Annotated in this window: 30 protein-coding genes; 21 read left to right on the top strand and 9 right to left on the bottom strand. The window is 68.4% G+C overall.

All coding sequences use genetic code 11. The annotated features are described in order from the left end of the window. Positions 1 to 160 precede the first annotated feature (160 nt). The 8 genes from BN11_RS25815 (at position 161) to BN11_RS04415 (ending at position 6,829) form a co-directional block, all read left to right on the top strand. Positions 161 to 334 (top strand): hypothetical protein, encoded by a 174-nt coding sequence (locus BN11_RS25815; RefSeq protein WP_327152832.1) that lies wholly within the window; start codon positions 161 to 163, stop codon positions 332 to 334. 49 nt (positions 335 to 383) lie between these two features. Further along, entirely contained in the window at positions 384 to 734 is a 351-nt protein-coding gene (locus BN11_RS04445; RefSeq protein ID WP_048695009.1) for a hypothetical protein, read from the top strand. Positions 735 to 1,812: 1,078 nt separating this feature from the next. Next, positions 1,813 to 2,019: a hypothetical protein gene (locus BN11_RS04440; RefSeq protein ID WP_048695005.1), complete on the top strand. Its 207-nt coding sequence runs from the start codon at positions 1,813 to 1,815 to the stop codon at positions 2,017 to 2,019. Positions 2,020 to 2,159: 140 nt separating this feature from the next. Further along, the gene (locus tag BN11_RS04435; protein ID WP_048695003.1) at positions 2,160 to 2,915 is read left to right on the top strand and encodes a siderophore-interacting protein; all 756 of its coding nucleotides are present in this window, start codon (positions 2,160 to 2,162) and stop codon (positions 2,913 to 2,915) included. Between the two features lie 59 nt (positions 2,916 to 2,974). Next, complete coding sequence (locus BN11_RS04430; RefSeq protein WP_048695000.1) at positions 2,975 to 3,988, top strand: siderophore ABC transporter substrate-binding protein; 1,014 nt, start codon at positions 2,975 to 2,977, stop codon at positions 3,986 to 3,988. 74 nt (positions 3,989 to 4,062) lie between these two features. After that, complete coding sequence (locus BN11_RS04425) at positions 4,063 to 5,004, top strand: ABC transporter permease (protein ID WP_053084002.1); 942 nt, start codon at positions 4,063 to 4,065, stop codon at positions 5,002 to 5,004. After that, positions 5,001 to 6,047: an iron chelate uptake ABC transporter family permease subunit gene (locus tag BN11_RS04420; RefSeq protein WP_083433522.1), complete on the top strand. Its 1,047-nt coding sequence runs from the start codon at positions 5,001 to 5,003 to the stop codon at positions 6,045 to 6,047. Before BN11_RS04425 ends, BN11_RS04420 begins: the two co-directional genes overlap by 4 nt. Then, a complete protein-coding gene (locus BN11_RS04415; RefSeq protein WP_048694998.1) occupies positions 6,044 to 6,829 on the top strand; it encodes an iron ABC transporter ATP-binding protein in 786 nt (261 codons plus the stop codon). The genes BN11_RS04420 and BN11_RS04415 overlap by 4 nt, the downstream gene beginning before the upstream one ends. A 41-nt stretch (positions 6,830 to 6,870) precedes the next feature. Here the strand turns inward: BN11_RS04415 and BN11_RS22390 are convergent, their stop codons facing one another. Then, positions 6,871 to 7,500 carry a hypothetical protein gene (locus tag BN11_RS22390; protein WP_157043967.1) on the bottom strand — a complete coding sequence of 210 codons (630 nt, stop codon included), beginning with the start codon at positions 7,498 to 7,500 and terminating at the stop codon, positions 6,871 to 6,873. Between the two features lie 56 nt (positions 7,501 to 7,556). Here BN11_RS22390 and BN11_RS04410 point away from each other — a divergent pair, with 56 nt between their 5' ends. Further along, complete coding sequence (locus BN11_RS04410; protein WP_048694994.1) at positions 7,557 to 7,766, top strand: hypothetical protein; 210 nt, start codon at positions 7,557 to 7,559, stop codon at positions 7,764 to 7,766. A 64-nt stretch (positions 7,767 to 7,830) separates the two neighbouring features. Beyond that, positions 7,831 to 8,238, top strand: coding sequence for a hypothetical protein (locus BN11_RS04405; RefSeq protein WP_157043966.1), 408 nt, complete (start codon positions 7,831 to 7,833; stop codon positions 8,236 to 8,238). Positions 8,239 to 8,388: 150 nt separating this feature from the next. Here the strand turns inward: BN11_RS04405 and BN11_RS04400 are convergent, their stop codons facing one another. Continuing rightward, entirely contained in the window at positions 8,389 to 9,858 is a 1,470-nt protein-coding gene (locus tag BN11_RS04400) for a carboxylesterase/lipase family protein (protein WP_235435354.1), read from the bottom strand. Between the two features lie 14 nt (positions 9,859 to 9,872). Here BN11_RS04400 and BN11_RS04395 point away from each other — a divergent pair, with 14 nt between their 5' ends. Both BN11_RS04395 and BN11_RS04390 read left to right on the top strand, forming a co-directional pair. Further along, a complete protein-coding gene (locus BN11_RS04395; protein ID WP_048694987.1) occupies positions 9,873 to 10,289 on the top strand; it encodes an SRPBCC family protein in 417 nt (138 codons plus the stop codon). Further along, complete coding sequence (locus tag BN11_RS04390; RefSeq protein ID WP_048694984.1) at positions 10,286 to 10,840, top strand: TetR/AcrR family transcriptional regulator; 555 nt, start codon at positions 10,286 to 10,288, stop codon at positions 10,838 to 10,840. Before BN11_RS04395 ends, BN11_RS04390 begins: the two co-directional genes overlap by 4 nt. On the opposite strand, the gene BN11_RS04385 is transcribed toward BN11_RS04390, so the two are convergent. Beyond that, positions 10,806 to 11,039: a methyltransferase family protein gene (locus tag BN11_RS04385; protein WP_162213158.1), complete on the bottom strand. Its 234-nt coding sequence runs from the start codon at positions 11,037 to 11,039 to the stop codon at positions 10,806 to 10,808. The two genes, BN11_RS04390 and BN11_RS04385, sit on opposite strands and share 35 nt — an antisense overlap. 351 nt (positions 11,040 to 11,390) lie before the next feature. Here BN11_RS04385 and BN11_RS04380 point away from each other — a divergent pair, with 351 nt between their 5' ends. The 3 genes from BN11_RS04380 to BN11_RS04370 all read left to right on the top strand — a co-directional run bounded on the left by BN11_RS04380 (position 11,391) and on the right by BN11_RS04370 (position 13,586). Next, complete coding sequence (locus tag BN11_RS04380; protein WP_048694981.1) at positions 11,391 to 12,488, top strand: alpha/beta fold hydrolase; 1,098 nt, start codon at positions 11,391 to 11,393, stop codon at positions 12,486 to 12,488. A 123-nt stretch (positions 12,489 to 12,611) separates the two neighbouring features. Next, positions 12,612 to 12,974: a DsrE family protein gene (locus tag BN11_RS04375; protein ID WP_048694978.1), complete on the top strand. Its 363-nt coding sequence runs from the start codon at positions 12,612 to 12,614 to the stop codon at positions 12,972 to 12,974. Between the two features lie 18 nt (positions 12,975 to 12,992). Then, on the top strand, positions 12,993 to 13,586 hold the full coding sequence (locus tag BN11_RS04370) for a carboxymuconolactone decarboxylase family protein (protein WP_048694975.1): 594 nt from the start codon (positions 12,993 to 12,995) through the stop codon (positions 13,584 to 13,586). Between the two features lie 185 nt (positions 13,587 to 13,771). On the opposite strand, the gene BN11_RS04365 is transcribed toward BN11_RS04370, so the two are convergent. Beyond that, entirely contained in the window at positions 13,772 to 14,149 is a 378-nt protein-coding gene (locus BN11_RS04365; RefSeq protein ID WP_053084000.1) for an ATP-binding cassette domain-containing protein, read from the bottom strand. 168 nt (positions 14,150 to 14,317) lie between these two features. Here BN11_RS04365 and BN11_RS04360 point away from each other — a divergent pair, with 168 nt between their 5' ends. After that, positions 14,318 to 14,779, top strand: a complete 462-nt coding sequence (locus BN11_RS04360) for an SRPBCC family protein (RefSeq protein WP_048694973.1) — start codon at positions 14,318 to 14,320, stop codon at positions 14,777 to 14,779. 14 nt (positions 14,780 to 14,793) lie between these two features. Here the strand turns inward: BN11_RS04360 and BN11_RS04355 are convergent, their stop codons facing one another. Next, on the bottom strand, positions 14,794 to 15,333 hold the full coding sequence (locus BN11_RS04355) for a hypothetical protein (RefSeq protein ID WP_048694970.1): 540 nt from the start codon (positions 15,331 to 15,333) through the stop codon (positions 14,794 to 14,796). 43 nt (positions 15,334 to 15,376) lie between these two features. Continuing rightward, positions 15,377 to 15,694, bottom strand: coding sequence for a hypothetical protein (locus tag BN11_RS04350; protein WP_048694966.1), 318 nt, complete (start codon positions 15,692 to 15,694; stop codon positions 15,377 to 15,379). A 3-nt stretch (positions 15,695 to 15,697) separates the two neighbouring features. Between BN11_RS04350 and BN11_RS04345 the strand changes: the two genes are divergently transcribed. Further along, on the top strand, positions 15,698 to 15,901 hold the full coding sequence (locus BN11_RS04345) for a hypothetical protein (protein ID WP_048694963.1): 204 nt from the start codon (positions 15,698 to 15,700) through the stop codon (positions 15,899 to 15,901). A 109-nt stretch (positions 15,902 to 16,010) separates the two neighbouring features. Next, positions 16,011 to 16,541: a YbhB/YbcL family Raf kinase inhibitor-like protein gene (locus tag BN11_RS04340; RefSeq protein WP_048694960.1), complete on the top strand. Its 531-nt coding sequence runs from the start codon at positions 16,011 to 16,013 to the stop codon at positions 16,539 to 16,541. Positions 16,542 to 16,691: 150 nt separating this feature from the next. Here BN11_RS04340 and BN11_RS04335 read toward each other — a convergent pair whose 3' ends face one another. Beyond that, positions 16,692 to 16,961, bottom strand: a complete 270-nt coding sequence (locus BN11_RS04335; protein ID WP_048694958.1) for a hypothetical protein — start codon at positions 16,959 to 16,961, stop codon at positions 16,692 to 16,694. Then, positions 16,946 to 17,269: a hypothetical protein gene (locus tag BN11_RS04330; RefSeq protein ID WP_048694956.1), complete on the bottom strand. Its 324-nt coding sequence runs from the start codon at positions 17,267 to 17,269 to the stop codon at positions 16,946 to 16,948. Before BN11_RS04330 ends, BN11_RS04335 begins: the two co-directional genes overlap by 16 nt. A 399-nt stretch (positions 17,270 to 17,668) precedes the next feature. On the opposite strand from BN11_RS04330, the gene BN11_RS04325 reads away from it, so the two are divergent. From BN11_RS04325 to BN11_RS04315, 3 genes are all read left to right on the top strand, one after another. Beyond that, entirely contained in the window at positions 17,669 to 18,928 is a 1,260-nt protein-coding gene (locus BN11_RS04325) for an MFS transporter (protein ID WP_048694954.1), read from the top strand. Then, positions 18,925 to 20,613, top strand: coding sequence for a glycoside hydrolase family 2 protein (locus BN11_RS04320; protein ID WP_048694951.1), 1,689 nt, complete (start codon positions 18,925 to 18,927; stop codon positions 20,611 to 20,613). Before BN11_RS04325 ends, BN11_RS04320 begins: the two co-directional genes overlap by 4 nt. A gap of 80 nt (positions 20,614 to 20,693) precedes the next feature. Continuing rightward, the gene (locus tag BN11_RS04315; RefSeq protein ID WP_048694947.1) at positions 20,694 to 21,671 is read left to right on the top strand and encodes a hypothetical protein; all 978 of its coding nucleotides are present in this window, start codon (positions 20,694 to 20,696) and stop codon (positions 21,669 to 21,671) included. On the opposite strand, the gene BN11_RS04310 is transcribed toward BN11_RS04315, so the two are convergent. Beyond that, on the bottom strand, positions 21,672 to 22,964 hold the full coding sequence (locus BN11_RS04310) for an acetyl-CoA hydrolase/transferase family protein (protein ID WP_048694944.1): 1,293 nt from the start codon (positions 22,962 to 22,964) through the stop codon (positions 21,672 to 21,674). It abuts the gene before it with no gap. Positions 22,965 to 23,571: the final 607 nt, after the last annotated feature.

Here is a 23,571-nt window from a genome sequence, read left to right as displayed (position 1 = left end):
CAAACCCTCCACGATTCGGGGGGAACCACATACGGCGCCTTGCTCGGTACGGAGCCAACTGGCCGTTTCAACCCACCGGGGCTGGTGTTCTTCGACTTGGACGGAACCCGGCTGCTTCTCGACGCGATTGCGCCGTCGTCGATGCTCTATCTCGAGGTTGATGACGTCCGGAGGAGCCTCGAGGCATTGCGGGACCGTCCGCGAGCCGCACCCCATCTTCAGGCACGAGGACGATGTCCTGGGTCCTGCAGCCACGACCGAGTGGCAGGCTTTCGTCACCGACTCCGAGGGCAACACCCTCGGTCTCGTGAGCTTCGCCCGCGAGGAGTCCTGAGCGATTGCAAGCCTGCTGGACAAGTGCTGTCGGAACGGAAGGTGCGCCGATGCCCGATCTCGACCCCGTCTTTGAGCGTCTTGCAGCGATGCTGCGCGAGCACGCTGAGGGGCTGGTCGCCACGCGCGACGACGCGGACCAGCTGTACCTGGAGACGTCGCAGGATCCCGCGGAGTTCTTCGGCGCGGTGATGCGCAAGAAGGCGCAGGTGGCCTACCACCTGATGCCCGTCTATCGCGATCCGGGGCTGCTCGCCGACCTCAGCCCGGCCCTGCGCAAGCGCATGCAGGGCAAGTCATGCTTCAACTTCACCCGGATCGACGACGACCTGTTCGCCGAGCTCGCCGTACTCACCGCCCGTTGCCGAGCCGCCCAGGACGCCCAGCCCGCCGGTCGATGACCGAGCTGCTGCTGGCGACCGGGGGGACCACCGCGCCACCGCGGCCTGTCCGGGTGCTCGCCACTGACCCGGCAGCAGTACGACAAAGACCCAGCCGCCCAGCAAAAGGTCCCGACCAGCTCAAGACCCTTCGGGGTGAGATCAATAGGGCGACCGCGTTGTTCGTGCAGCTCCCGGCCAACACCGGGTTGGTTGGGTTCTCGGCGCACTTCTGCAGGGCATCGAGCTTGTCCAAAGCTGCCCTGATCATGTCGCTGAATCCGGCGGCGGCGCCCCCCACCTTGTCGGCCGTTCCGCCACGCACCTGACGGGCTTCTTCAGGGAGGTGCTCTGAACTGCGGTTATACGAACGTCCCCACCGATGTTCCTCGCATGTCGGGCCACGTCCCGGGACGAATCCGGGTACAACCGGTCTCCACCTTTCTGCCATGACCACATGGCGGAAGGACTTGGAAATGAGCGTCGCGACGCAACTGGGACTGGATGATCCGGACAGGGGCCTGCGGGCAGCAGCCCGCCGCGCATTGGGGGGGTGGGCGGGCCAGCACGAGGCGCTGGGCGTCGTCGCCGAGCTGGAAGACCTGCCCGCCTGGCTGACCGCGCACCCGGGTGAACGCAGCACGGTCCTCGGCGTGCTGTCGGGTTTGGCGGCGCAGCAGGAGGGCGACGACGTGCCGGCCGCGGCCGCGTTGGCCTGGCTCCTGGTCCCGCGTGCGAGCCTGCTGGCGAACCGGCTGGCCACGCTCTCCCCGGACATCGATGAACTGGTCGCCGCCCAGTTGTGGATCGAGGTGCGGACCTTCGGGTTCGGCCGGGGCCGCCGTCGCCGGGACCATTCTGCGCAACACCCGCAAGGGCGTGCTTCGCGACCTCGGTGTCGGGGACCACGCGGACTCGGCCTGGCAGCGGCGTGTGGTCCTGGACCCGGGGGACCAGATGTGGCAGCGAACTTTGCCGCTGCACGCGGGGTCGGACCTACCGTCCCCCGTGCTGCGGGCCCATCATCAACGGCCACCCGGACGTGGCCCGAAGCGCCCTCACGGGGCCGCCAGGTACCGGGCGGGCCGGCGTCGTCCCGGTGGTCGTCGTCGAACTCCATCCGTCGGCGCGCGATCGCTCGGTCGCCATTGCGGCCGTGCTGGTGGAGCTGGCGGCGCGTCATGAGGCCACAGCGGGCATCGATCGCTTCGCGTTCATCGACGAGCTCCCCGTCGACCGTCGGCACAACGCGAAGATCGACCGCGCGGCTCTGGCCCGTCAGGTCGCCGCCGGTCGGATCGGCTGACCGGCCGGGCGAATCCTTGCGAGGTCACGCTGCCTCCACCTAGGCCGAGAGGCGGGCAGGACTCAGCACCGACCCCGAGTGACCAGCGATGCTAGGGAGGGACTAAGGTTAGGCTTACCTAACTAAGAGGAGCCCAAGCGATGATCGGCGAGAGAATCCGTCACGACCTGCACACCAGACTGGGGGCGGTGTCCGAGGTGTCCGACCTGAGCGATCGACTGCGTCGCGTCAGGATCACCTTCGAGCCGGGGACGGCGCCGGTGCCCCACATCCCCCTCGCGGTCGGTGACCACGTCAAGCTCGCATTCCCGCACCCCGACAGAGGTGAACTCGACCTCGAAGGCGGCGAGCGCCCCATCATGCGCGACTACACGATCCGCGCGGTGCCCGACGAGGACAGCGTCATCGTCGACGTCGTGCTTCACGGCAGTGGCCCCGGCGGCACGTGGGCGCGCGGCGCCGGCGTCGGCACCAGGGTCGGCGTGCTGGGTCCGCGCGGGTCACACGTCATGCCGGCGGATCGGTCTCGATACCTCGTCCTGGTCGACGACAGTGCTCATCCCGCGGCAGCGCGCTGGCTCGAGGAGGCGCCCGACGGGGCCGAGGTGCACGTCGTGCTCGAGACCGAGGACAGCCTCACCGCCGACTTGCCGACGCGGGCCGAGGCGAGCGTCGCCGTCGTGGCAGGCGCCAACGGCACCGCGCTTGTCTGTGAGCTCATTGCTCTCGGGCCGCGCCCGGGCGACCTCGTCTGGGCGGCCGGGGAAGCCGGCGCGATGCTCGCCGTCCGCCAAACCGCGAAGGGTCTCGGGGTCGCCCAGGACGACCTAGAGGTCGACGGCTACTGGAAGCGCGGCATCGCCGGACGCGACCACCACGCCCCACTCGACGAATGACAAACCGACCACACGGCATACGAAGTGACTCCGCAACACCGACCGAAAGGCATGACCTGATGTTCTACCTCCGATCCCGCCGGGGAGCAGCAATCGCCACCATCGCGACGGCCGCCCTGCTGGCGACCGGTTGCGGCAGCTCCACCGCAGAACCATCCGCGAGCGGCTCGCCCGGCTCGGGCAGCACGGCCGCTGGCAGCACCGCGCCGAGCGGCCCGGTCACCATCACCGACGCACAGGGGCGCACGGTCGAGATCAAGACCAGGCCGAAGACCGTCGTCGCCATCGACTGGAGCGTCATCCGCACGCTCAACGACCTCGGCGTCGAGGTCCAGGCCGTCCCGAAGCCGAACTCCGCCTTGCCGGCGGACCTGGCCAAGTACGAGAAGGCGACCCAGGTCGGCACCCTCTTCGAGCCGAACTATGAGGCCATCGCCGCGATGAACCCCGACCTGGTCATCGTCGGATCCCGGAGTGGGACACCGGAAGTCGTCAAGGAGTTCGAGAAGTTCGCGCCCGCCGTCATCGACATGTCGGTGCGCTCCGAGAGCCCGGCCGACACCTTCAAGCTCACCACCGAGCGGGTCACCCAGCTCGGCTCGATCTTCGGCAAGCAGCAGCAGGCGAGCGACCTGATGGACAAGATCGCCACCGACGTCGCCAAGGTCAAGAAGTCCGCGACCGACTCCGGCTTGACCGCGATGGTCGTCCAGGTCTCCGACGGCACGGTCAGCGCCTATGGCCCGGGCTCGCGCTTCGGCACGGTCTATGAGGACTTCGGCTACAAGCCGACCGGCGCCCCGCTCGACGACCAGGGCGGGCACGGTGAGGAGATCAGCCAGGAGTTCTTCGTCCAGTACAACCCGGGCGTCCTCTTCGTCCTCGACCGCGCCAAGGTCGTCGGCCAGAAGCAGGCCCCGGCGCTCGACGTGCTCAACAACGGTCTCGTCGGCACCACCGATGCCGCCAAGGACAAGAAGATCGTCGAGATCGACGGCTTCTCCTGGTACATCGCCACCTCTGCGCCCAGCTCGTGGCAGCAGATGGTCAAGGACGTGCAGGGCTCGCTCTGACGATCACCCAGCACGCGCCGGCCGCGGAGTCTCGCGGGGGGAGACTTCGCCGCTGGCACCTCGGCGTCGCCACCGTGGCGCTGCTCGTCGCGGCCTATCTGTCGCTGGCGGTCGGCGTCGTCGACATCCCCGTGGGCGACTTGCTCGACCCGAGCCCCGCGCAGTGGCAACTCCTCTCACTCTCGCGCATCCCGCGCGTGTTGTCGATCCTCATGGCCGGTGCGGCACTCAGCGTCGCCGGGCTGATCATGCAGCGGATCACCCAGAACTCGTTCGTCTCCCCGTCGACCTCCGGCACGACCGAGGCTGCGATCCTGGGCGTCCTCATCGCGACCCTTGTCGTCCCCGGCGAGAGCCTGCTGGCGAAGATGGTTCTCGCCATTGGGGTTTCGCTGCTCGGCACCTTCGGCTTCCTCCAGATCCTGGGGCGTATGCCGGCCCGTGACCCGATCGTCGTGGCGCTCGTCGGCCTGATGTACGGCGGCGTCATCGGTGCGGTCACGGTCTTCATCGCCTATCAGGTCGACCTGCTCCAACTGCTCGAGATCTGGTCGAGCGGGTCGTTCAGCGCCGCCATGGCGGGGCAGTACGAACCGCTCTACCTCGTCATCGCGGTGGGGCTGGTCGGTTATCTGTATGCCGACCGGTTCACCGTCGTGGGCATGGGCCGGGAGTTCGCGACCAACCTCGGCGTCTCCTATCGCGCCGTCCTCAACATCGGCCTTGTCATCGTCTCGGTCATGGCGGCCACCGTGATCGTCGTCGTCGGCACGATCCCCTTCCTCGGGTTGATCGTGCCCAATGTCGTCTCCCTGCTCATGGGGGATCACGTGCGCCGCACCCTCCCGGTCACGGCGCTCGCCGGAGCCGGCTTCGTCCTGCTCTGTGACGTCATCGGGCGGGTCATCCGCTTCCCCTACGAAGTGCCGGTGGGCACGGTGGCCGGAGTCATCGGTGCTGCCGTCTTCGTCTGGCTGGTCATGCGCAGCGCCGCCGGCAAGGAGGCCCACGGATGAGCGCCGTTCTCGCAGGCAGCGATCCGGTGACCCGGAGCACTGACACCTCACCCACCACCTCCGGCGGGCGCTCCCCTCAGGAGGCCCAGCGGTGGCGGCGGGTCAAGGTGACCCTGCTGGTCCTGGCCGGCCTCTGCGTCGCCGCGTGTGCGGCATACCTCGTCTGGAACGTCCGGGGGAACTGGAGCTATGCGCTGAGCCTGCGCTCCCGCCAACTCGGCGCTCTCGTCGTCGTCGGGGTCGCGGTGGGGGTGTCGAGCCTGGTCTTCCAGACTGTGTCGGGGAGCCGCATCCTCACGCCGGGGGTCATGGGTTTCGATGCGCTGTATTCGTTCATCCAGACGGTCATCGTCTTCACCCTTGGCGCGGGGACGCTGCAACTCCTCGGGGTCGTCGAGCAGTTCCTGCTCACTGCGTTGTTGCTGTCGGCCTTCGGGTTGCTGCTCTTCCGGTGGCTGTTCCGGGCGCACAGCCGCAACCTCTTCGTGCTCGTGCTGGTCGGGATCGTCCTCGGCGGGCTCTTCTCGTCACTGAGCTCGTTCGCCTCGCGGCTGCTCAGCCCGGACGACTACCTCACCTTGCAGGCCGTGCTCTTCGCGAGTTTCACGACGGTGGACGTCGATCTGCTCCTCGCGTGTGCGGTCGTGACCGCGCTGGGGTGCGCCGTGCTCTGGCCGCTGCTGCGCCAACTCGACGTCATCGACCTCGGTCGTGAGCGCGCCGTGGCGCTAGGCGTCGACCACCATCGCATCGTCACGCGGGTGCTGCTCGTGGTCACCGTGCTCGTCGCGACCTCGACGGCCCTGGTCGGGCCGATGGTCTTCCTCGGCCTGCTCATCGCCAACCTCGCCCGCCAACTCGTGCCGACCCACGAGCACCGCTGGCTGGTCCTCGCCTCGGGGCTCGTCGGCATCCTCGCGCTCGTGCTCGGGCAGTTCGTCGTCCTGCACGGCCTCGGCCTGGCCGTCCCCCTCTCGGTCGTCATCAACCTCGTCGGCGGCCTCTATTTCTTGATCCTCCTCGTCAAGGCGGTCCGACTGTGATCCGCGCGCAAGGCCTCCGGCACTCCTACGACAAGGGCTCGACCCTCGTCCTCGACGACGTCTCGGTCGAGCTCACGCGTGGCTGCGTCACGGGGCTCATCGGGCCCAACGGTGCGGGCAAGTCGACCCTGCTCTCGGCGATGGCTCGCCTGCTCGTGCCCGACTCCGGTCAGGTGCTGCTCGATGACCTCGACGTCCTGCAGGCGCCGCCCAAGGAGGTCGCGCGGCGACTGGCCGTGCTGCGCCAGGACGCCCGCGTCACCGCCCGGCTGACCGTGGTCGACCTCGTGCGCTTCGGGCGCTTCCCCTACAGCCAGGGCCGGCTGACCGCTCGCGACCACGAGGTCGTGCAGAAGTGCCTCGACCAGGTCGGCATGGATCGCTTCCGTGACCGCTATCTCGACGAACTCTCCGGCGGGCAGCGGCAGCGCGCCTTCGTGGCCATGGTGCTCGCCCAGGAGACTGAGTTCGTGTTGCTCGACGAGCCGCTCAACAACCTCGACATGGAGCACGCCGGCGCGACCATGCAGTTGCTGCGGCGGGCCGCTGACGAGATGGGACGCACCGTGATCGTCGTGCTGCACGACGTCAACGTGGCCGCTGCCTTCTGCGACGTCATCGTCGGCATGCGCGACGGGCGCGTCGTGGCCCACGGGCCGGCGCACGACGTCGTCTCGGCCGAAGGGTTGCGCCGGGTCTTCGGCCTCGACATCCCTGTGCACGAGATCGACGGGCGCCCGGTCGCCCTGCACTGGGCCATCGGCGCTGCAGTCCAGGTGTGAGCGGGGGGTTTCGAGGCCGTCGGCCGTCCAGGAACCAAGTCTCAAAGCCCTCGCTCGAGATCGGTCTCAGGCTCCTCGATCCACGCTGATCCCAGTGTCGTTTTCCTGCAGGCCCGACACAACGGCGAGCGATTTTGAGACTTACCCGCGAGTATGAGACGGCGTGAGACAGATCGTCGCTCCAGCGGCGGACGTTGAGACGTCAGTCGAGGAGTTTGAGACGGCCTCCAAGGTGACGTCCCCATCTGGCGGTTGATCGCGCTCGCTCCGATGTCGACCGCGAGATCCCGGCCGGCGTTGCCAAGGTATGCAGCGGTCTTGCGCAGCCAGCCCTTCCGCTCTGGATCCGGCTCTCGGTCGGCTGCCTCGTCGAGGGCGGTAATGAGTCGATCGGCGATGCTCTCGAGAGTGGGCCCCGCGCCGACCGCGCGTCGTGCGTGACCAGTGGGCTTGCCAACGAGACCGATCCCACCTGAGGCTCGCCGCTCCAGCTTGGTGATGAAGGGCGGGTCTTCCCCTTCGAGAGCTCGCAGTGCGGCCTCGACCTCGTCAGCCCGCAGACCCGATTGCTCCTCGATCTCGTTCGGACTCATGACTCTTCCCGTGCGCTCGAACACCTCCACGATCGCGGTGAGCACGGGTAGGTCTCTGCTGGTCCAGGTCTCGTCCATGCCCCATTTACTCAGATGCCACTGACCAGGCCCGGCGACTGCGGCACGCTGGGTACATGACAAGCGGTGACGACACCGGCGAGCGGAACGACATACCCGAGTTGGCAGCCGCGGTCGACGAGCTGCGCACGCTCCTCCGAGCAGTCGACGATGTCCGGCCGGCCGACATGGACGAGCGCTTCTACATCCACGCCTACAACGAACTGGACCTCGCCGGCCGGACGATCATCGATGCGTTCGACCGCGAACGGCGAGGGGACGGATGACCGTCGGGGGAGAGTAGCGCTGGTACCGGGACGGGGGCGTGGTCGCCGTTTACGGTTGCGAGCAGTGATTACCGGTAATGGAGACCCGCAGCTGGCGGCCGAGCAGCGCGCTCGTGTGCTCATCGACCGTCAGCTTGCCGATGCCGGGTGGTCGGTGCAGGACAAGACGAACCTGAACCTGTTCGCCAGCGATGGCGTGGCCTGCCGCGAGGTCGTCATGAAGGCCGGCCACGGCCGGGCTGACTACTTGCTCTACGTCGACAGGAAGGTTGTCGGGGTCACCCAGGCCAAGCCCGAGGGCACCACCCTCTCAGGTGGCTGCGCCGACGAGGATTCTGAGAATGGCATCTTCGACCTGAACTGCCCGTCAGGTGAGTGGCCAGAGCCATGTACTCGGGCGGATCTCGACGCTGAGGGCGCGGGGTTGGCTGCAGATGACCTGTCGGAAGCCAGCTGTCCAAGGGCGGGCTGACGACCAGGACCCGATCCCCCTGAAGCCAGCGCACCGAACAGCAGGTCCAGGACCACGAGCAGGCTCGGCGTCACGACTGTGACGGTGACCCCGACGCGGTACCGACCGCCGACTGGGTCGGAGGCGGCCAGGGACGGGGGGCCAGGAGGGTTAGGAGAGGTCGAGCACATCAGGTGCCGAGGTCCAGTGTCGGCGTGAGAACTCCTCCGGATAGTCGGCGATCTGCGGGTCCGTGTCGAACACGCAGCACCTACCAGAGTCGAAGGTTGGCCATCCGGGGGTCCCTGTGGCGGCGAATGCCGTCCAGGCGGCCTGCATCCGATCGGACACTGCACGAGCGGCGGCTATCTCGTCACCGATGAGCATGGCCGTCTGGCCCTCCGCGAGGTTGCCGAATACGAGGGGGACGTCGAGGCCGTGGCAGGCCCCGAGGATCCCGCCCATGCCCGGGGCTGACCAGGTCAGCTCATAGACGTATGTCGGTCCGACGGTGAGATGGGCCTCTGCGAGCTTGACTGAGGGCATCCGGAAGAGCCAGTCGGACCGTGCGAAGTCGTCCAGCTCCTCGGGGTCGCTGAAGCGCCGCAGGTACGCCTCCGGGTCCGGGGCGAAGAGTCGCGCGCTCTCCTGCGCCTGCTCCACCGTGACCCGGCCGAGGCGGCCCGTGAGGGCACTGAGCAGTCGCTGCTCATGGCGCGTGTGGCCGACGAGCAGGTCGACGCCTTCGCCCAGTCCGGACCACGGTGTCGTCGGGAGGACATCCCCGTCGACGACCGGAGCGAACACCACGCCCGCGTGCGCTGCGAGCCCCCATCGTTGGACGTGCTCGTTCGCGGTCGCCAGGACTGCGCCACCAGCCTCCGCCAATACCCTGGGGTCGACGCGGTCGAGCTCCGTCGGTAGCCGACCCACGTGGGCGGCGCAAGCCCTGGTGATGTCCGCAGCGAGAGCGGGCGTGAAGAACACCCCCGGCACGCTCTGGGCGATCGCACGCGCGAAGAGGCCGGATGCCCGGGGCATGACGAGCAGGCTCGCGATCGAGCCTGCCCCGGCGGATTGACCGAACAGGGTGACCCGCAGCGGGTCGCCACCGAAGGCGGTGATGTTGTCCTGCACCCACGCAAGTGCAGCAACCTGATCGAGGAGCCCACGGTTGGACGGGGTCCCGTCGATCTGACCGAAGCCCTCGAGGCCCACGCGGTAGTTGAACGTCACGACGACGACACCTTGCCGGGCCAGCCTCGTCCCGTCGTATTCCGGCAGGCCGGATGTCCCGAACAGGTAGCCGCCGCCTTGGATCCAGACCATGACGGGGAGCTGGCCGGCGAGGTCGGGTGACCAGACGTTGAGCGTCAGCCAGTCGTCGCCGTCGGTTGCAGAGACTGCGCTGTCTGGTGCGCCGGACTGTGGCGGCGGAGGTCCGAATGTCGTCGCCGTCCGACGGCCGGTCCACGGCTCCGGGGGAGCCGGCGCGGCGAAGCGCGCTGGGAGCGAGGCAAAAGGCACTCCGCGGAACACCGCGACGTCCCCGCTCCACGAACCGTGGAGTTCACCGTCGGACACTCGGGTTCTAGGATCCATCAAGACGTCCTCTTCGTCGCTCTCGACAACTTTCAACATGTATCATGTGATACATGTTGAAAGCCTACGCAGACACCTCCGCTTCCGTCCAGCAAGTTTGGACAGTCCTGGCCGACGTCACCTCGTGGCCGGAACAGCTGAGCACCTTCACGTCCGTCACCCAGGTCGAGGGCGACGGCCTCGTCGAGGGGGCTCGTTACCGTGTGCGCCAGCCCGGTCTCCCCCCGGCGACATACGAGGTCCTCGAGCTCACGGATGGTGAGAGCTTCACGTGGTCGGCAGCAAGCCCCGGTATCACGACCAGGGCCACGCACGTGGTGACGGCCGGTGCAGACGGCGCGAGCCTCGAGCTGGGCATCGAGTGGCGCGGCCTGCTGGCGCGCCCGGTCGCCCTCCTGGCCGCACGCCGCACCGCGCGAATGATCGAGCTCGAGGCACGGACCTTCGCGCGGCTCGCGGAGCAAGGGTGACAGCCGCACGGGACGCGCTGCTTGCCAAGGTCGTCGCGCACTACGCCGAGCACGGGGTCCGTGACACGAGTCTGCGCAGCCTCGCGGCCGCGATCGGGACGAGTCAGCGAATGCTCCACTACCACTTCGGATCTCGTGAGGACGTCCTGACCGCGGTCATCGATGCTGTCGCCGGTGGACAGGCCGAGCGCATCGGGCGCTTGTTCGATGAGGAACCGGATCGCACGGCCGCCGGCGACCTCAACTGGCGTAAGACCGTCGAGGGCGCCGAGGTGTTCGGCGCCCTTTGGTTCGAGCTCGCAACCCACGCCATGCGGCACGAGCCGTATGCCGCGCGCCTCGGGGAGGTGATGGTCGCGGCACAAGTGCGGGAGTTCACGCGGCTCTACGCCGAGCGAACCACTGCGGACAAGGCCGCCCGGCTGGCCCGGCTGACCTTGGCGGTCGGTCAGGGCCTGATCTTCGGGCTGCTCATCGACCGCGACCGGGACGCAGCCGACGCTGCGGTCGAGGAGTTCAGTGGGCTGGTCCGCCGCGAGCTCGAGGGCTAGACCAGTGGCGCGAGGGCAATGGCAAGAGAGAGCGGACACGCTGCGCATACGCCTCGTAGTCCCCGCCGAACTCGCGCCGCAGGTCACGTTCCTCGAAGCACACCCCGAGGAGGATGTATGCCGTGGATCCGGCGGCGAAGACAAGATGCCCGCGACCCATGTGAGGGGTGGCCCAGAACGCCAGCAGAAGGCCGGTCATGAGCGGGTGCCTGACGACGGCATACAACCCACGGGTCTGGAGAGCCCCGACGTCTTCAGGGGCACGGGCAGGCGTCCAGCCCGCCTGACGCAGCCCGGTCAGCTCGAGGTGGTCGACGCAGACCATTGCAGCCGGGGGGGCGATTGCTGTCCGGCGCGAGTGAATCGAAGACTTGGCCGGGGATCTGAGACTTGGTGAGACGTAAGAGGTCCACGCCGCACTTTGCCGGCCGGCGCCGAGAGCAACGCGTTGAGGAACGTGGAGAGCAGCTCCCGCATCAAGTCCGGGCTGGCCCGCGCGAGCTGTTGTGCCCAACACGACGGGTTGCCCGCATCTCCCTACACTGTCTAGATGCGCAGCGTCGCTGCACTTGAGGCGTCCCAGCGGGTGCGGTTCTGCCGGTCCGCGGACGGGACGCGGATCGCGTATGCCGTGCACGGCACCGGTCCACCGCTCCTGCTCGACGCCTGCTGGCTCAGCCACCTGGAGTACGACTGGCAGAGCCCGGTCTGGCGCCACTACCTCGTCGAGCTGGGCCGGGTCGCCACCGTCGTGCGGTTCGACGAGCGCGGGCACGGCATGTCGGATCGTGACGTGGCCGACTTCAGCCTGGAGCGGCGAATCGAGGACCTCGAGGCCGTCACCGACCACGCCGGCCTGGACCGGTTCGCGCTCATGGCGATGGCCCAGGGCGGGCCGGTCGCGCTGCACTACGCACATCGTCACCCCGAACGGGTGACGAGGCTGGTCTGCGCGAGCACGTATTCCGCGTCGTCGCAGCACGTGACGGATGACGACCGGGCCCTGGAAGAGGCCTTTCAAGCGATGATCCGTGCCGGCTGGGACCGCAAGGATCCCCTCTTCCGGCGCGTGTTCACCTCAATGATGATCCCCGACGCATCGGAGGAGCAGATGGTGTGGCTCGACGAGCTGCACCATCGCTCCGCGTCCGCGAAGACGGCATATGAGTCCCGGGTGGAGCGGGGCCGGGCGGACGCCACCGGTGTCCTTCCCGACCTCACCGTGCCGACCCTCGTCATCCACTCGCGGCATGAGCGGATGAACGACTTCGAGCACGGACGCTCCCTCGCCGCCGGCATCACCGACGCCCGGCTTGTGCCCCTCGACAGCCGCAACCACATCCTCCTCGAGGACGAGCCGGCCTGGCCGGTCTTCGTCCGTGAGGTGACGGCCTTCCTGGCCGGGGACGCCTCGGCGTCAGGTGATGCCGGCCTGGGTGTGGGCTCCCTGTCCACGCGCGAGCTGGAGGTTCTGCGCCTGGTCGCGCAAGGCCGTGACAACTCCTCGATCGCCGCAGACCTGACCCTGAGCGTCCGCACGGTGGAGCGGCACCTCCAGCGGATCTACGCGAAGCTGGGACTGTCGGGCCCGTCCGCTCGCGCGGGTGCGGTGGCGATCCTGTTGGGCGCCACACCTACTGAGCGCTGACCGACAGCCGGCTCCCGGGACGACGCGGCAGGTTGAGTGGTGGCGCGCTGTTGCAGCCGTCAGCCGTCGGCCTAGCGTCGTGATCACTGGCCAAGGGGTCGGTGACACGGACAGGAGCGCAGCATGAACAAGGCAGCCATCAGTGTGACGACCGGCCTCGAGGATCCGGAGAAGGTCACCGTGGCCCTGCTCGTCGCCGTCGGTGCCGCCGAGTCGGGTCGGCCGACCTTGATGTTCCTCACCAAGGAGGCCGTGCGCCTCGCGGTGCCCGGTCACGCCCGCGCCGTCGCGTGCGACGGGTGCCCTCCGCTGGACAACCTCATGCAGCGGTATGCCGCGGCCGGAGGAACCATGATCGCCTGCGGAATCTGCTTGGACGCCAAGGGAATCGACGGCGACGACCTGGTCGACAACGCCACCAAGGCCGGCTCGGTCCAGCTGTGGGAATGGATCGGCGACGACCCGGCAACCACCTTCAGCTTCTGACCTCCGACAGCGACTGCCGTGTTCATCTCGACAACCCCGACCCCGGAGGCCGAGACCGCCTTCGCGGCCTACGTCGACAGCCAACGCGATGCCTGGGGCTTCGTCCCCGACTACACCGGCTGCTTCGCCGCCCGGCCCGAGGTCGCCACGGCGTGGATCGCCCTCGCCTCCGCTGCGCGAACGACCATGGACCGGCGACGCTTCGAACTGGTCACCATCGCTACCGCCCGCGCGCGCGGCTCGGCCTACTGCACCGCCGCGCACGCGAAGATGCTCAGGGACGTCTGCCGCGACGAGCCCACGCTCCGAGGGCTCGTCAAGGACCCGGACGGCGGCCAGCTTGGCGCCGTGGACGCCGCCATCTACCGGTTCGCGACCCAGGTCGCGACTGCCCCCAGCTCAGTGCAGCAGCCCGACGTGGACAAGCTTCGCACCCTCGGCCTGGGCGACGCGGACATCGCGCACATCGCGTATGCCGTGGGCGTCCGCCTATTCTTCGCGACCGTGCTCGACGCGCTCGGCGCCCAACCCGATCCCGAGACCCTGGCCGTGCTCGACCAGGAACTTCTTACCTTCGTTGGAGCTTCACCAGACATCGAACAAGGCCCCTGACCTACCCGTTCGGCCACTTCCACTGAGGAGTGTGGGACGACTGCGACGGATTATGGGAATGGCGCCCTGGGCTACATCCCAATCTGGCGGTTGATCGCGGTCGCTCCGATCTCGACTGGGCGCGATATTGCGGGCGTCCTGCCGGATGGACGCCGCGGTCAGGGTGCGCGTGCCGGTGACCGCGCTCACCGGCTGCCCTCTGCAGCAACGGACTTGGCGGTCTCGGCAGCGCCCTGGCCCTCGGCGTATTCGCGCAGGAAGAGGTCTTCGAGGGAGGCCGGAGAGACGGTCAGCCGGGACATCCCGTAGGGCTCCAGCGCCGCCATCGCGGCGTTGACCTGATCGGGAGCAACCGCGGCGGTGAGCCGGTTGTGCTCGTCGAGGCGCACCTCGTCCAGCACCTCAAGAGCGCCGGCCGCGTCGGGACGGCGCTCGAGGACGGCCGAGATCGACACGTGGGTCTGAGCGCGCAAGTCCTCCAGCGTGCCGGTCTGGACAATCTCCCCGAGGCGGATGATGCTGACCCGGTCCGCCAGGGCCTCCACCTCGGTGAGGATGTCCATTTGGTGTGCGTATGCCGGGGCCGAAGCACCAGAACGTCGACCCGACGCGCGCCGCCTCCCCACCCATCAGACATCAGCGAAAGGCATCGAAGGCCGTTGCGCGACGGAGCGTCTACGCTGGCCGTGAGCCGGCCGGGCCCCGGTCGGGCACACAAGACGGAGGCGCGGATGAAACCGCTCGGCGGGGAGGTCACCCTGCATATCGACGCTCCACCAGGGCGCGTGTGGGCGCTGGTTACCGACGTGACCCGGATCGGGGAGTTCAGCCCCGAGACGGTGGCCGGCCGCTGGACCGGTGGCTCGACCGGTCCCGAGGTAGGCGCCACGTTCGCCGGGAAGGTGATCCGCAATGGTGTCGGCCCGACCTATTGGTCGGCGTGCCAGGTGACCCGGTGTGAGCCGGAGCGGCTCTTCGAGTTCTCCGTCGGCACCAAGAAGGTCGCGGTCAACAATTGGGGATACCGGTTGGAACCGTCAGGAGCCGGGACCGACGTCACCGAGTATTACCGGCTCGAGCCGGTGCTGCCGGTCCGTCTCTACTGGGCGTTGCTCGGCCGCGGCCGCGGCCGCACCAACGAGAACGGGATGCGGACCACGCTGGAGCGGATGAAGTCGGTCCTCGAAGGGTGACCCGGGCCCGCCGGTCAGGAGCGGTTGGGGCCGAGCTTCTCCTGCAGCAGGTGCAGCCCGCGGCGGGCGGTCTGTTCGCTCGCACGGACGCGTTCCTGCATCCGCTGGGCCTCCACCAGCGCCTCGGCGGCGCGGCCCTCCGCCGCCCGGCAGGCATCCACACCCTCTGCGAGCTCCCGGTGCAGCGTGGCCTGGTCATCGTGGAAGCGCGCCACCTCGGCCATCGCCAGTTCCACCGACCGGTCGAGAAGGAAACGGTATGAGGCCCTGACCTTCCTCTCCGTCGTCTTGCGCTCCAGCCCATCGACCTCGTCCTCGACGGAACGGCGCATGAAGATCAGCGGGTCCGACGCGTACGGCGCGTTCGCTGCCGATTCGGCGCGGGCCAGACGGCTCCTGGCCTCGGCCAGCACGCGCTCGGCGTCCCGGACCGCGGCAGTGGCCGCCTCCAGGGCCGGCGCGAACCGGGACTCCAGGACATACAGCAACTGCTCGCGCTCCCCGGCGGCGAGACCCCCACCGGTTTGCGTCGGAGCGCTACCGTGCTCAGCCACGTGGACAGCCTTCGCGAGTCGAGTTCATTACGACACCCTCTCATCACCGGCACTCGTCGCGAATCACGCCACCGTCCAGCTCGCGCCGCACCATCCGGCTGAACTCCCGCACCGCCGCGTCCGCGGCCCGCCGGTCACGGTCGATGAGCAGGTCGAAGATGAGATCCTGCCCCACCGCGACGGTCAGCCGGGCCAGCCAGGCCGCCTCTGCCGGCGTGGTAAGCCTCGCGTAGATCCGGGTGAACTCGCGCAGTTGCGCGGCCACCATGACGTCGGCGAGCCCGGCGGCATACGGCTCCTGGCGCATGGCGTGGGTCGCGAGCTCGAACCACAGCGCGCCGTAGACCTCGGCACCCGCCACGGTATGCCGCCAGTTGCGTTCCCCGGCCAGGACCGGGTCGGGCTCGTCGACGAAGGGCCGGCCGATCTGTTCGGCCTGCCCCCCGGCGATGGCGACGGGCAGGTCGATGCCCGGGCGACGTGGATCGCGCTGGCGTGGTGCGCCGGTATCACTCTCGTCTGCGGGTGGTGGGCGACCCGGATGTATGCCGCCAAGCCCGCTCGGTGAGAGCCGACCAACTCATCTGAGCGGTAGCGACCGCCCCGTGTCGCTCCCCCTCAGATGACGGACGGGCGCCCCCTGCCGGATCGGCGCGCGCCTGGCTATCGTGATTTGCATGAGCATCGAACGTCCCGTCGCCCCTGATCCCTACGACCTCCTCCCGGCCACCGCGTCCTTCAGCGTCACCAGTACCGACGTGACCGATGGGCAGCCCCTCAAGGACGACCAGGTCGCCCACCTCGGCAACACCTCCCCGCAGCTGTCGTGGGAGGGGGCGCCAGAGGGCACTGGGTCGTATGTCGTGACCTGCTTCGACCCGGACGCGCCGACCCCATGTGGGTTCTGGCACTGGGCCGTCGTCGACCTTCCCGCGTCCGTCACCTCGCTCGACACGGGAGCCGGCGCCGACGGCGGGGCCGCCCTTCCTGCGGGCGCCTTCATGCTGCGCAACGACGGCGGGTCGGCGTCCTTCATGGGCGCGGCTCCACCCGAGGGCGATCAGGTGCACCGCTACTACTTCGTCGTGCACGCCGTCGGCCCGGAGAGCCTGGGCATCGACGCCGACGCCTCCAACGCCGTCATGAGCTTCAACCTGGCCTTCAAGACCCTGGGCCGAGCCATCGTCAAGGGCACCTATCAGCACTGACACACGTCGTCAAGACGAGCCACGCACCCAACAAGGTTCGGCTGGACGACCCCGCCGCCGGGTCCCGACGTCGCGTCACCGGCTTGCAGGGTGGTGAACAGGTCAACCTCGTAGTCGACGGATCGCACCAGCTACTCCCCCAGCGCCGGGTCACGGTATGCCGCTGGGCCCACTCCCGCGAGCGAAGACCTGCCGCACGGCATACGGGCGGATGTAGAGCCCATCGAGGACGGTCTCCCGCGAGCGGCTCAGCACCTCGCCCACAGCGCGCACCACGGCGGGGTCGTCTCCGAAGGTGCGCGCGATCCAGTCGGCGTTCACCGCGCCGAGGTCGCTCGACGGGTCCCAGCCGAGACGGCCACCGGCATACCCATTGAGGTCGTACAGCTGCCAGAACCCGCTCTTCAGATAGAGCGACATCGGTCCGGCCCGCCACGGCCCGCCGTCCTGGGTCCACTCCACAGCCCGTCGATGTGGGGGTTGCCGGCGAGGAAACGCTGCAGGGCGACCTGATGATCGGAGCCCATGTCGTCGGGGATCGCGTTGAAGGCCTCGAACTCGCGGTGGCCCTGCATCTCGACCAGGCGGGCCTGCTCCCCGACGCCGAGCGTCGGATTGAGCGGCAGCCACGAGTCGAAGTCGCCCATCGTGAATTTCGTTGAGACGACAAGGTTTTTGGGGTGGAAGTCGGCGAAGAGCCGTTCGTAGGTGTCGGGGTTGGTGTGCATGTCCCGTCGAGTCCGGTCTCGCGCTGCAGATAGTCCTCCAGCGGTCCGGTGAGGGCCAGCATGTCGCACTTGAACACCACCCGCATGCCCATGTCGTGCGCGTATTTCCACATCGTGCCGACCTCGCGTTTCATCACCTCGTGTCGCGCGCGGTAGCGGCTGTCGGCGGCATACACCTGGTGCCCGTCGCCGAGCCGGTCGAAGTTGACGTATTCGAGGAATCCGGGGATCACCACGCCGTTGTAGCCGTAGGCCACGGCGTGGTCGACGAACTGTCGCCAATCCCGTTGGGCCGCAGCGAGTCCGGCGGGATCGACATACGGCGCCTCCGAGGTGGCCACCTTCTCCAGCGTCAGCCGAACGAAGGGCCCGGACGGCCCGCAGGCTAGATTCGGGCCCATGCGGCTCGATCGACGGCTCTGGAGCACCATCGTCCTGGTCGGTCTCGTCGGGCAGCTCGCGTGGACGGTCGAGAACATGTACCTCAACGTCTTCATCTACGAGACCATCACCGACAATCCCGCGGTCATCGCGACAGTCGTGGCGGCAAGCGCCATAACCGCTGCTCTCACAACGCTTTTCATCGGGCCGCTCTCGGATCGACTCGGTCGCCGCCGGCCGTTCATCTCGGGCGGTTACCTGCTATGGGGCCTGGCCACCGCCGCGTTCGGCCTCATCGCCGCGGGCGGCCCCTTGGGCCTGTCCGTGGGGGCCGCGATCGTCGCGGTGATCGCCCTCGACTGTGTGATGACCTTCTTCGGCTCCACCGCCAATGACGCGGCATACCAAGCCTGGGTCACGGACGTGACGACCCCCGCCGTGCGCGGCCGGGTGGACGCCGTCCTCCAGACACTGCCGCTCATCGCCATGCTCCTGGTCTTCGTCGCCCTGGATCCGCTCACCAAGGACGGCCAGTGGCTCACCTTCTTCGCAGTCGTCGGCGTGATCGTCACCGTGGTCGGCGTGGCGGCGCACACCCTCGTCCGGGACGTCGCCGCACCCAGCCCGCCCGGCGAGTCGTATGCCGCGAGCGTGGTGAGCGGCATACGGCCGAGCGCGGTGCGCGCCAATCCTCTGCTCTACCTCACCCTCGCGACATGGGCGCTGTGGGGGATCTCGACCCAGGTCTTCATGCCCTACCTGTTGATCTACCTCGAGCATTATCTGCACCTCGACGCCTACGCCTTAGTGCTCGGCGGGGCGCTGATCATCGCGAGCGCGATCACGATCCTGTCCGGCCGCCTGATCGACCGGTTCGGCAAGGCCCGCGTGCTGATCCCCACCTTGCTGCTGTATGCCGTGGGCCTCCTCCTCTTCGCCCCCGCCCGGGGAACCGTTCCCACCCTGCTCGCCGGGGCCGTCGTGTTGACGGGCCTGATGCTCACCGCCGCGGCCTTGGCCGCGATCACCCGGGACCGGACGCCGGCCGATCGGGCCGGCCAGGTCCAGGGAGTGCGGATGCTGCTGGTCGTCATGCTCCCGATGGTGACCGGCCCCTTCCTCGGCGCCGCGGTCATCGCCGGCAACGACGCGACCTATACCGACCTCGGCACCGCGCGGACCGTGCCGACGCCGGCCATCTTCGTCGCCGCCGCGGCCGTCGTCGCTCTCGCTCTCATCCCCGCCCTCCGACTTCGCCGCGTCCTGGAGTCGGCATGATCCCCCTACCGGAATACCCACGGCCGCAACTGGTTCGAGAAGGCTGGCTCAACCTGAACGGGTCCTGGGACTGCGCCATCACGGACGGGGACCCGCCCGCGGCCTATGACGGGACGATCCTCGTGCCCTTCTCCCCTGAGGCGCCCTTGTCGGGGGTCGACCGCAGCCTGCAGCCGCACGAGACCCTCTGGTATCGGCGCGTGATCAGCCGGGAGTCCCTGCCACCCGGTCCCGACGGCAGTCGCCTCCTGCTGCATTTCGGGGCGGTCGACCAGCAGGTCGTCGTCCACGCCAACGGCACGCAGGTGGCCGACCACGTCGGCGGCTATCTGCCCGTCACCGCGGACCTGACAGCCATCGGCGGCGACATCGAACTCGTCGTCCAGGTCACCGACGCCAGCGACACCGGCTGGCACACGCGCGGCAAGCAACGGATCGACCGGGGCGGCATCTGGTACACCCCCCAGTCCGGCATCTGGCAGACCGTCTGGATCGAACGCGTCCCAGCCGGCGGTGTAGAGCGCCTGGTCACCACGCCCTACCACGCGAACGGCATGTGGGGTCTTGAGGTGACTGTCGAATCTGACTCTGCCACAGCGGAAGTCGAAATCGTCGGCAGCGGTCGACGGACGATCTCCTGCGGGGAGGCACACCGCATACCCATCCCCGAGCCGCGGCTCTGGTCGCCCGAGCATCCCCACCTCTACGACCTCGCGATCACCTGCGGCGGCGAGACGGTGACCTCCTACGCGGGACTGCGGACCGTCGGGATCGGCGCCGACGACGATGTACCCCGCCTCCTGCTCAACGACGAGCCCTACTTCCACGCGGGCATACTCGATCAGGGCTATTGGCCGGATGGGCTCTACACGGCGCCGAGCGACGAGGCCCTGCGCGCGGACGTGGTGGCGGCCAAGGAGTTCGGCTTCACGATGATCCGCAAGCACGTCAAGGTCGAGCCGCTGCGCTGGTATTACCACTGCGACCGCGAGGGCATCCTCGTCTGGCAGGACATGCCGAACGGCGGACGCAGCTACCGAAGCACGGTCATCAGCGCCCCCGCTGTGACTCCGATTCGCCTGCGCGACAACCGGTATGCCGCCTTCGGCCGCCAGGATCCCGCCGGAAGGACACAGTTCCGGGCCGAACTGAGGGAGATGATCGAGCACCTGCGATCCCTCACCTCGATCGTGTGCTGGGTGCCGTTCAACGAGGGCTGGGGCCAGTTCGACGCGAACGAGATCGCCGACGAGGTGCACCGTCTCGACCCCACCCGCCATGTCGACCACGCGTCGGGCTGGCACGACCAGGGCGGCGGGGACATCCGCTCCCTGCACGTCTACTTCCGGCGTTTCCGGATGCCGCGCCGCACCGACAACCGGCCGGTCGCGCTGAGTGAATACGGCGGCTACAACCTGCGCGTGGCCGGCCACACGTGGGGAGAGAAGGACTTCGGCTATCGCACGGCGAGCGATGCCGATGACCTGCTGGGCAGGTTGACGCGGCTGCACCGCATACAGATCGAGCCGGCGCTCGCCCGCGGCCTGTGCGCGTCTGTCTACACGCAGCTGACCGATGTCGAGGACGAACTCAACGGCTTGCTGACCTACGACCGCGTCGACAAACTCGACCGCGCCGCCGTCCGCGCCCTCCTGGCACCGATGACCGGCCACAGCCGCGGTTGACTGCCGCGGAGTGAGCAAAATGCCCGACTCTCCTGCCGCGATTGGGCGTTTTCGTTCCCTACCCTCGTGGTGTGGGGTCTATGGCGAGCACAAGCGCGGCAATCGCCTGGCTGTGCGACAGCGATCCGGCGATCGCGTGGCAAACGCGGCGCGACATCCTCGGCCAGGACGAACACGAGTGGCATCCGGTGCAGGACCAGGTCGAGACGACCGGCTGGGGTGCTCGCCTGCTCGCGCAGCGGGGTGCGGACGGACTGTGGGCGGGTGGCGCTTTCCTGCCCTCCGGGTTCACCCGAGAACTCTGGGAGGCCGAGGGGCAACCGTGGACCGCGACGAGCTACGCCCTGACGGACCTGCGTGAGTACGGCCTCAATCCCGCCACGCGCGTCGGCGGCGACATCGTGCGCCGGGTCGGCGCCAACGCTCGGTGGGATCACGACGACGAACCCTTCTGGGAAGGCGAGGCCGAGGAGTGCATCAACGGCCGGACCGTGGCGGACGGCGCATACTTCGGCGCCGACGTGTCGGGCATCGTCGAGCGACTGCTCGGCCAGCGGCAACCCGACGGCGGCTGGAACTGCGAGCGCGCCAAGGGCTCGACCCGGTCCTCCTTCCACAGCACGATCAATGTCCTCGAGGGTTTGATGCAGTATGCCGCGCATGAGGGCGACTCCGCGCAGCTGCGCCAGGCGCGCCGCTCGGGTGAGGAGTTCCTGTTGCAGCGCAACCTGTTTCGCCGTCTTTCCACGGGCAAACCTGCCAGCGAGGAGATCCTGAAGATCACGCACCCGAGCCGCTGGCACTACGACGTGCTGCGCGGCCTCGACTACTTCCGGGCGGCCGGCCGCTACGCCGGAACCCGCCCCGACGCCCGGCTGGCGCCCGCCTTGGACTGGCTGCGCAGCCGCCGCCTGCCCGACGGGCGGTGGTCCGTGGACGTGCGGCCGCGGGGCCGCGCGTGGTTCCACGCCGACGACGGCGAGGGTATGCCGTCGCGCTGGGCCACCCTGCGTGCCCTGCGCGTCCTGACCTGGGCCGAGGAGAGCCCGGCGATCTGATCAGTAGACGAGGTTCAGCGCCGTGGCCGCGTGCAGGAGTTCGTCGCGGAAATCGGGATGCGCGATGGCGATGAGCTCGCGGGCACGCTGGTTGAGGTTCTTGCCGCGCAGTCGCGCCACCCCGAACTCGGTGACGACCAAGTCGGTGTCGTTCTTGGGAGTCGTCACGTGGGTCCCCGGGGCAAGCACCGGGACGATCCGCGAGATCGTGCCGCCCTTGGCGGTCGAGGGCAGGACGATGAAGGACTTGCCGCCTCGGGATCGATTGGCGGCACGGACGAAGTCGGTCTGTCCGCCGGTGCCCGAATAGGGAACGCTGCCAAGGGATTCCGAGCCGCATTGCCCGATGAGGTCGATCTGGAGGGATCCATTGATCGAGTGCAAGAGGTCGTTCTGTCCCGCCAGATAGGGGTCGTTGACGAGATCGACGGGCAGGATCAGCATCTTCGGGTTGCGGTGTAGATACTCGTAGAGGCGGAGGCTGCCCATGGCGAAGGTCAGCACGGTCTGGCCGGTATGCAGTGACTTGCGTTCGTTGGTCACGGCACCCGATTCGATGAGGTCGAGCAGGCCGTTGCCGAACATCTCGGTGTGCACTCCGAGGTCGTGTTTGTGCGTCAGTTGCTGGACGATGGCGTCCGGGATCGAGCCGTAGCCGATCTGCAGCGTCGCGCCGTCGGGGATGAGCTCGGCGACGTGTTCGGCGATCGCGATCTCGGTGGGCCCGATGGGATTAGGGCCGATCTCGGTCAGATCGCCCCGGCTCTCGACGATGCCGGTCACCTCCGACAGGTGCACCCGGCACATCCCGTTGGTCTGCGGCACGCCGGGGTGCATCTCCAGGACGACGGTCCGCGCCCGGGAGATGGCCGCCATCGTGTAGTCCGCCGCGAGACCGAGGTAGACGTAGTCGTTCTCGTTGGGGGGCGAACACACGCTGAAAACGGCGTCCACGGGCAGGACTCCCCGCCGCAGCATCTCCGGGATCATCGAGAAGTGGGTCGGCACGACGTCGCCGTACCCCTCTCTCGCCCCCGGCCGGGCGGCGCCTCCGAGGAAGTAGGCGCTGTGGCGGACATTGTCGGCCGTCTCCGCGTCGAAGTAGTCGAACGGACAGGTGGCGAGGATCTGGGAGACCGTGACGCCGTGGAACTCACGCCGGCGTTTGGACAACTCGGTGAGGAGGGTGGGCGGCTCCCCCGCCCCGGTCGGCACGACGACGGTCTGACCGCCCCCGAGCAGGTCGATGGCCTCGGTCGCCGACATCAGCTTGTGCTGGAGCAAGCTGCTCATACACCGAAACTATCGAGCCGCGCCGGCGGGCGCCAGGGCTTGCCCGCGTGATGCTGCCCAACTCACGCGATCCCCAGATAGTTCTCCTGAATCCGGCTGTCCGCCAACAACTCCGATGCATCGCCGGACATGACCAGGTGCCCCGTCTCCAACACCTAGGCTCCCGCAGCGGCTGTGTGAGCTGGGTCGACACCGGCGTACGAGGTCTGGATGGTAGTTGGCGCTGAACACGAGATCCACGCCCTGCTGATATGTGACTGGTTTCTGTCAAGTGGCAGGGTGAAGCGGGGTCTGCTGTGGCCTGGAGCAGACCCCGCTTCGTCGTTCAGGGGTGGGTGGCCGGGAGGCAGTCGTGTCAGGCGACGCGCGGTCAGTCTGATATTCGCGGGTTGGTTACCGCATTACCTTGTTTCGGCTGGAGAGTCGGGTGCTTGTCTAGGATCGAGCGTGCCCGGTCAAGGGTGCTCATAGCAGACTCGCTGGTCCTCTCCTCGCGCTGGCGCCCGGTCACCCGGTGTGGTTGTCCCTGAACGGGTTTGAGGGTGGTGTTAGTCGTCCATCACGGCCAGGGACCAGCACCAGCCGGCCAGTTCGCGGGCGATGGCGG

The sequence above is a fragment of the Nostocoides australiense Ben110 genome, from assembly GCF_001050535.1.
GTDB lineage: Bacteria > Actinomycetota > Actinomycetes > Actinomycetales > Dermatophilaceae > Nostocoides_A > Nostocoides_A australiense.
The sequence above is the reverse complement of the archived record's forward strand: the minus strand, read 5'-3'. Positions and strand labels throughout refer to the sequence as shown.

Excerpts from the sequence above, each read along its gene's own strand:
- BN11_RS25815 (WP_327152832.1), top strand. The coding sequence starts at position 161 with ATGACGTCCGGAGGAGCCTCGAGGCATTGCGGGACCGTCCGCGAGCCG.
- BN11_RS04445 (WP_048695009.1), top strand. The coding sequence starts at position 384 with ATGCCCGATCTCGACCCCGTCTTTGAGCGTCTTGCAGCGATGCTGCGC.
- BN11_RS04435 (WP_048695003.1), top strand. The coding sequence starts at position 2,160 with ATGATCGGCGAGAGAATCCGTCACGACCTGCACACCAGACTGGGGGCG.
- BN11_RS04430 (WP_048695000.1), top strand. The coding sequence starts at position 2,975 with ATGTTCTACCTCCGATCCCGCCGGGGAGCAGCAATCGCCACCATCGCG.
- BN11_RS04420 (WP_083433522.1), top strand. The coding sequence starts at position 5,001 with ATGAGCGCCGTTCTCGCAGGCAGCGATCCGGTGACCCGGAGCACTGAC.
- BN11_RS22390 (WP_157043967.1), bottom strand. The coding sequence starts at position 7,500 with ATGGACGAGACCTGGACCAGCAGAGACCTACCCGTGCTCACCGCGATC.
- BN11_RS04410 (WP_048694994.1), top strand. The coding sequence starts at position 7,557 with ATGACAAGCGGTGACGACACCGGCGAGCGGAACGACATACCCGAGTTG.
- BN11_RS04400 (WP_235435354.1), bottom strand. The coding sequence starts at position 9,858 with ATGTTGAAAGTTGTCGAGAGCGACGAAGAGGACGTCTTGATGGATCCT.
- BN11_RS04395 (WP_048694987.1), top strand. The coding sequence starts at position 9,873 with ATGTTGAAAGCCTACGCAGACACCTCCGCTTCCGTCCAGCAAGTTTGG.
- BN11_RS04385 (WP_162213158.1), bottom strand. The coding sequence starts at position 11,039 with ATGACCGGCCTTCTGCTGGCGTTCTGGGCCACCCCTCACATGGGTCGC.
- BN11_RS04380 (WP_048694981.1), top strand. The coding sequence starts at position 11,391 with ATGCGCAGCGTCGCTGCACTTGAGGCGTCCCAGCGGGTGCGGTTCTGC.
- BN11_RS04375 (WP_048694978.1), top strand. The coding sequence starts at position 12,612 with ATGAACAAGGCAGCCATCAGTGTGACGACCGGCCTCGAGGATCCGGAG.
- BN11_RS04365 (WP_053084000.1), bottom strand. The coding sequence starts at position 14,149 with ATGGACATCCTCACCGAGGTGGAGGCCCTGGCGGACCGGGTCAGCATC.
- BN11_RS04360 (WP_048694973.1), top strand. The coding sequence starts at position 14,318 with ATGAAACCGCTCGGCGGGGAGGTCACCCTGCATATCGACGCTCCACCA.
- BN11_RS04345 (WP_048694963.1), top strand. The coding sequence starts at position 15,698 with ATGCCGCCAGTTGCGTTCCCCGGCCAGGACCGGGTCGGGCTCGTCGAC.
- BN11_RS04340 (WP_048694960.1), top strand. The coding sequence starts at position 16,011 with ATGAGCATCGAACGTCCCGTCGCCCCTGATCCCTACGACCTCCTCCCG.
- BN11_RS04335 (WP_048694958.1), bottom strand. The coding sequence starts at position 16,961 with ATGTCGCTCTATCTGAAGAGCGGGTTCTGGCAGCTGTACGACCTCAAT.
- BN11_RS04330 (WP_048694956.1), bottom strand. The coding sequence starts at position 17,269 with ATGCACACCAACCCCGACACCTACGAACGGCTCTTCGCCGACTTCCAC.
- BN11_RS04325 (WP_048694954.1), top strand. The coding sequence starts at position 17,669 with ATGCGGCTCGATCGACGGCTCTGGAGCACCATCGTCCTGGTCGGTCTC.
- BN11_RS04320 (WP_048694951.1), top strand. The coding sequence starts at position 18,925 with ATGATCCCCCTACCGGAATACCCACGGCCGCAACTGGTTCGAGAAGGC.
- BN11_RS04315 (WP_048694947.1), top strand. The coding sequence starts at position 20,694 with ATGGCGAGCACAAGCGCGGCAATCGCCTGGCTGTGCGACAGCGATCCG.
- BN11_RS04310 (WP_048694944.1), bottom strand. The coding sequence starts at position 22,964 with ATGAGCAGCTTGCTCCAGCACAAGCTGATGTCGGCGACCGAGGCCATC.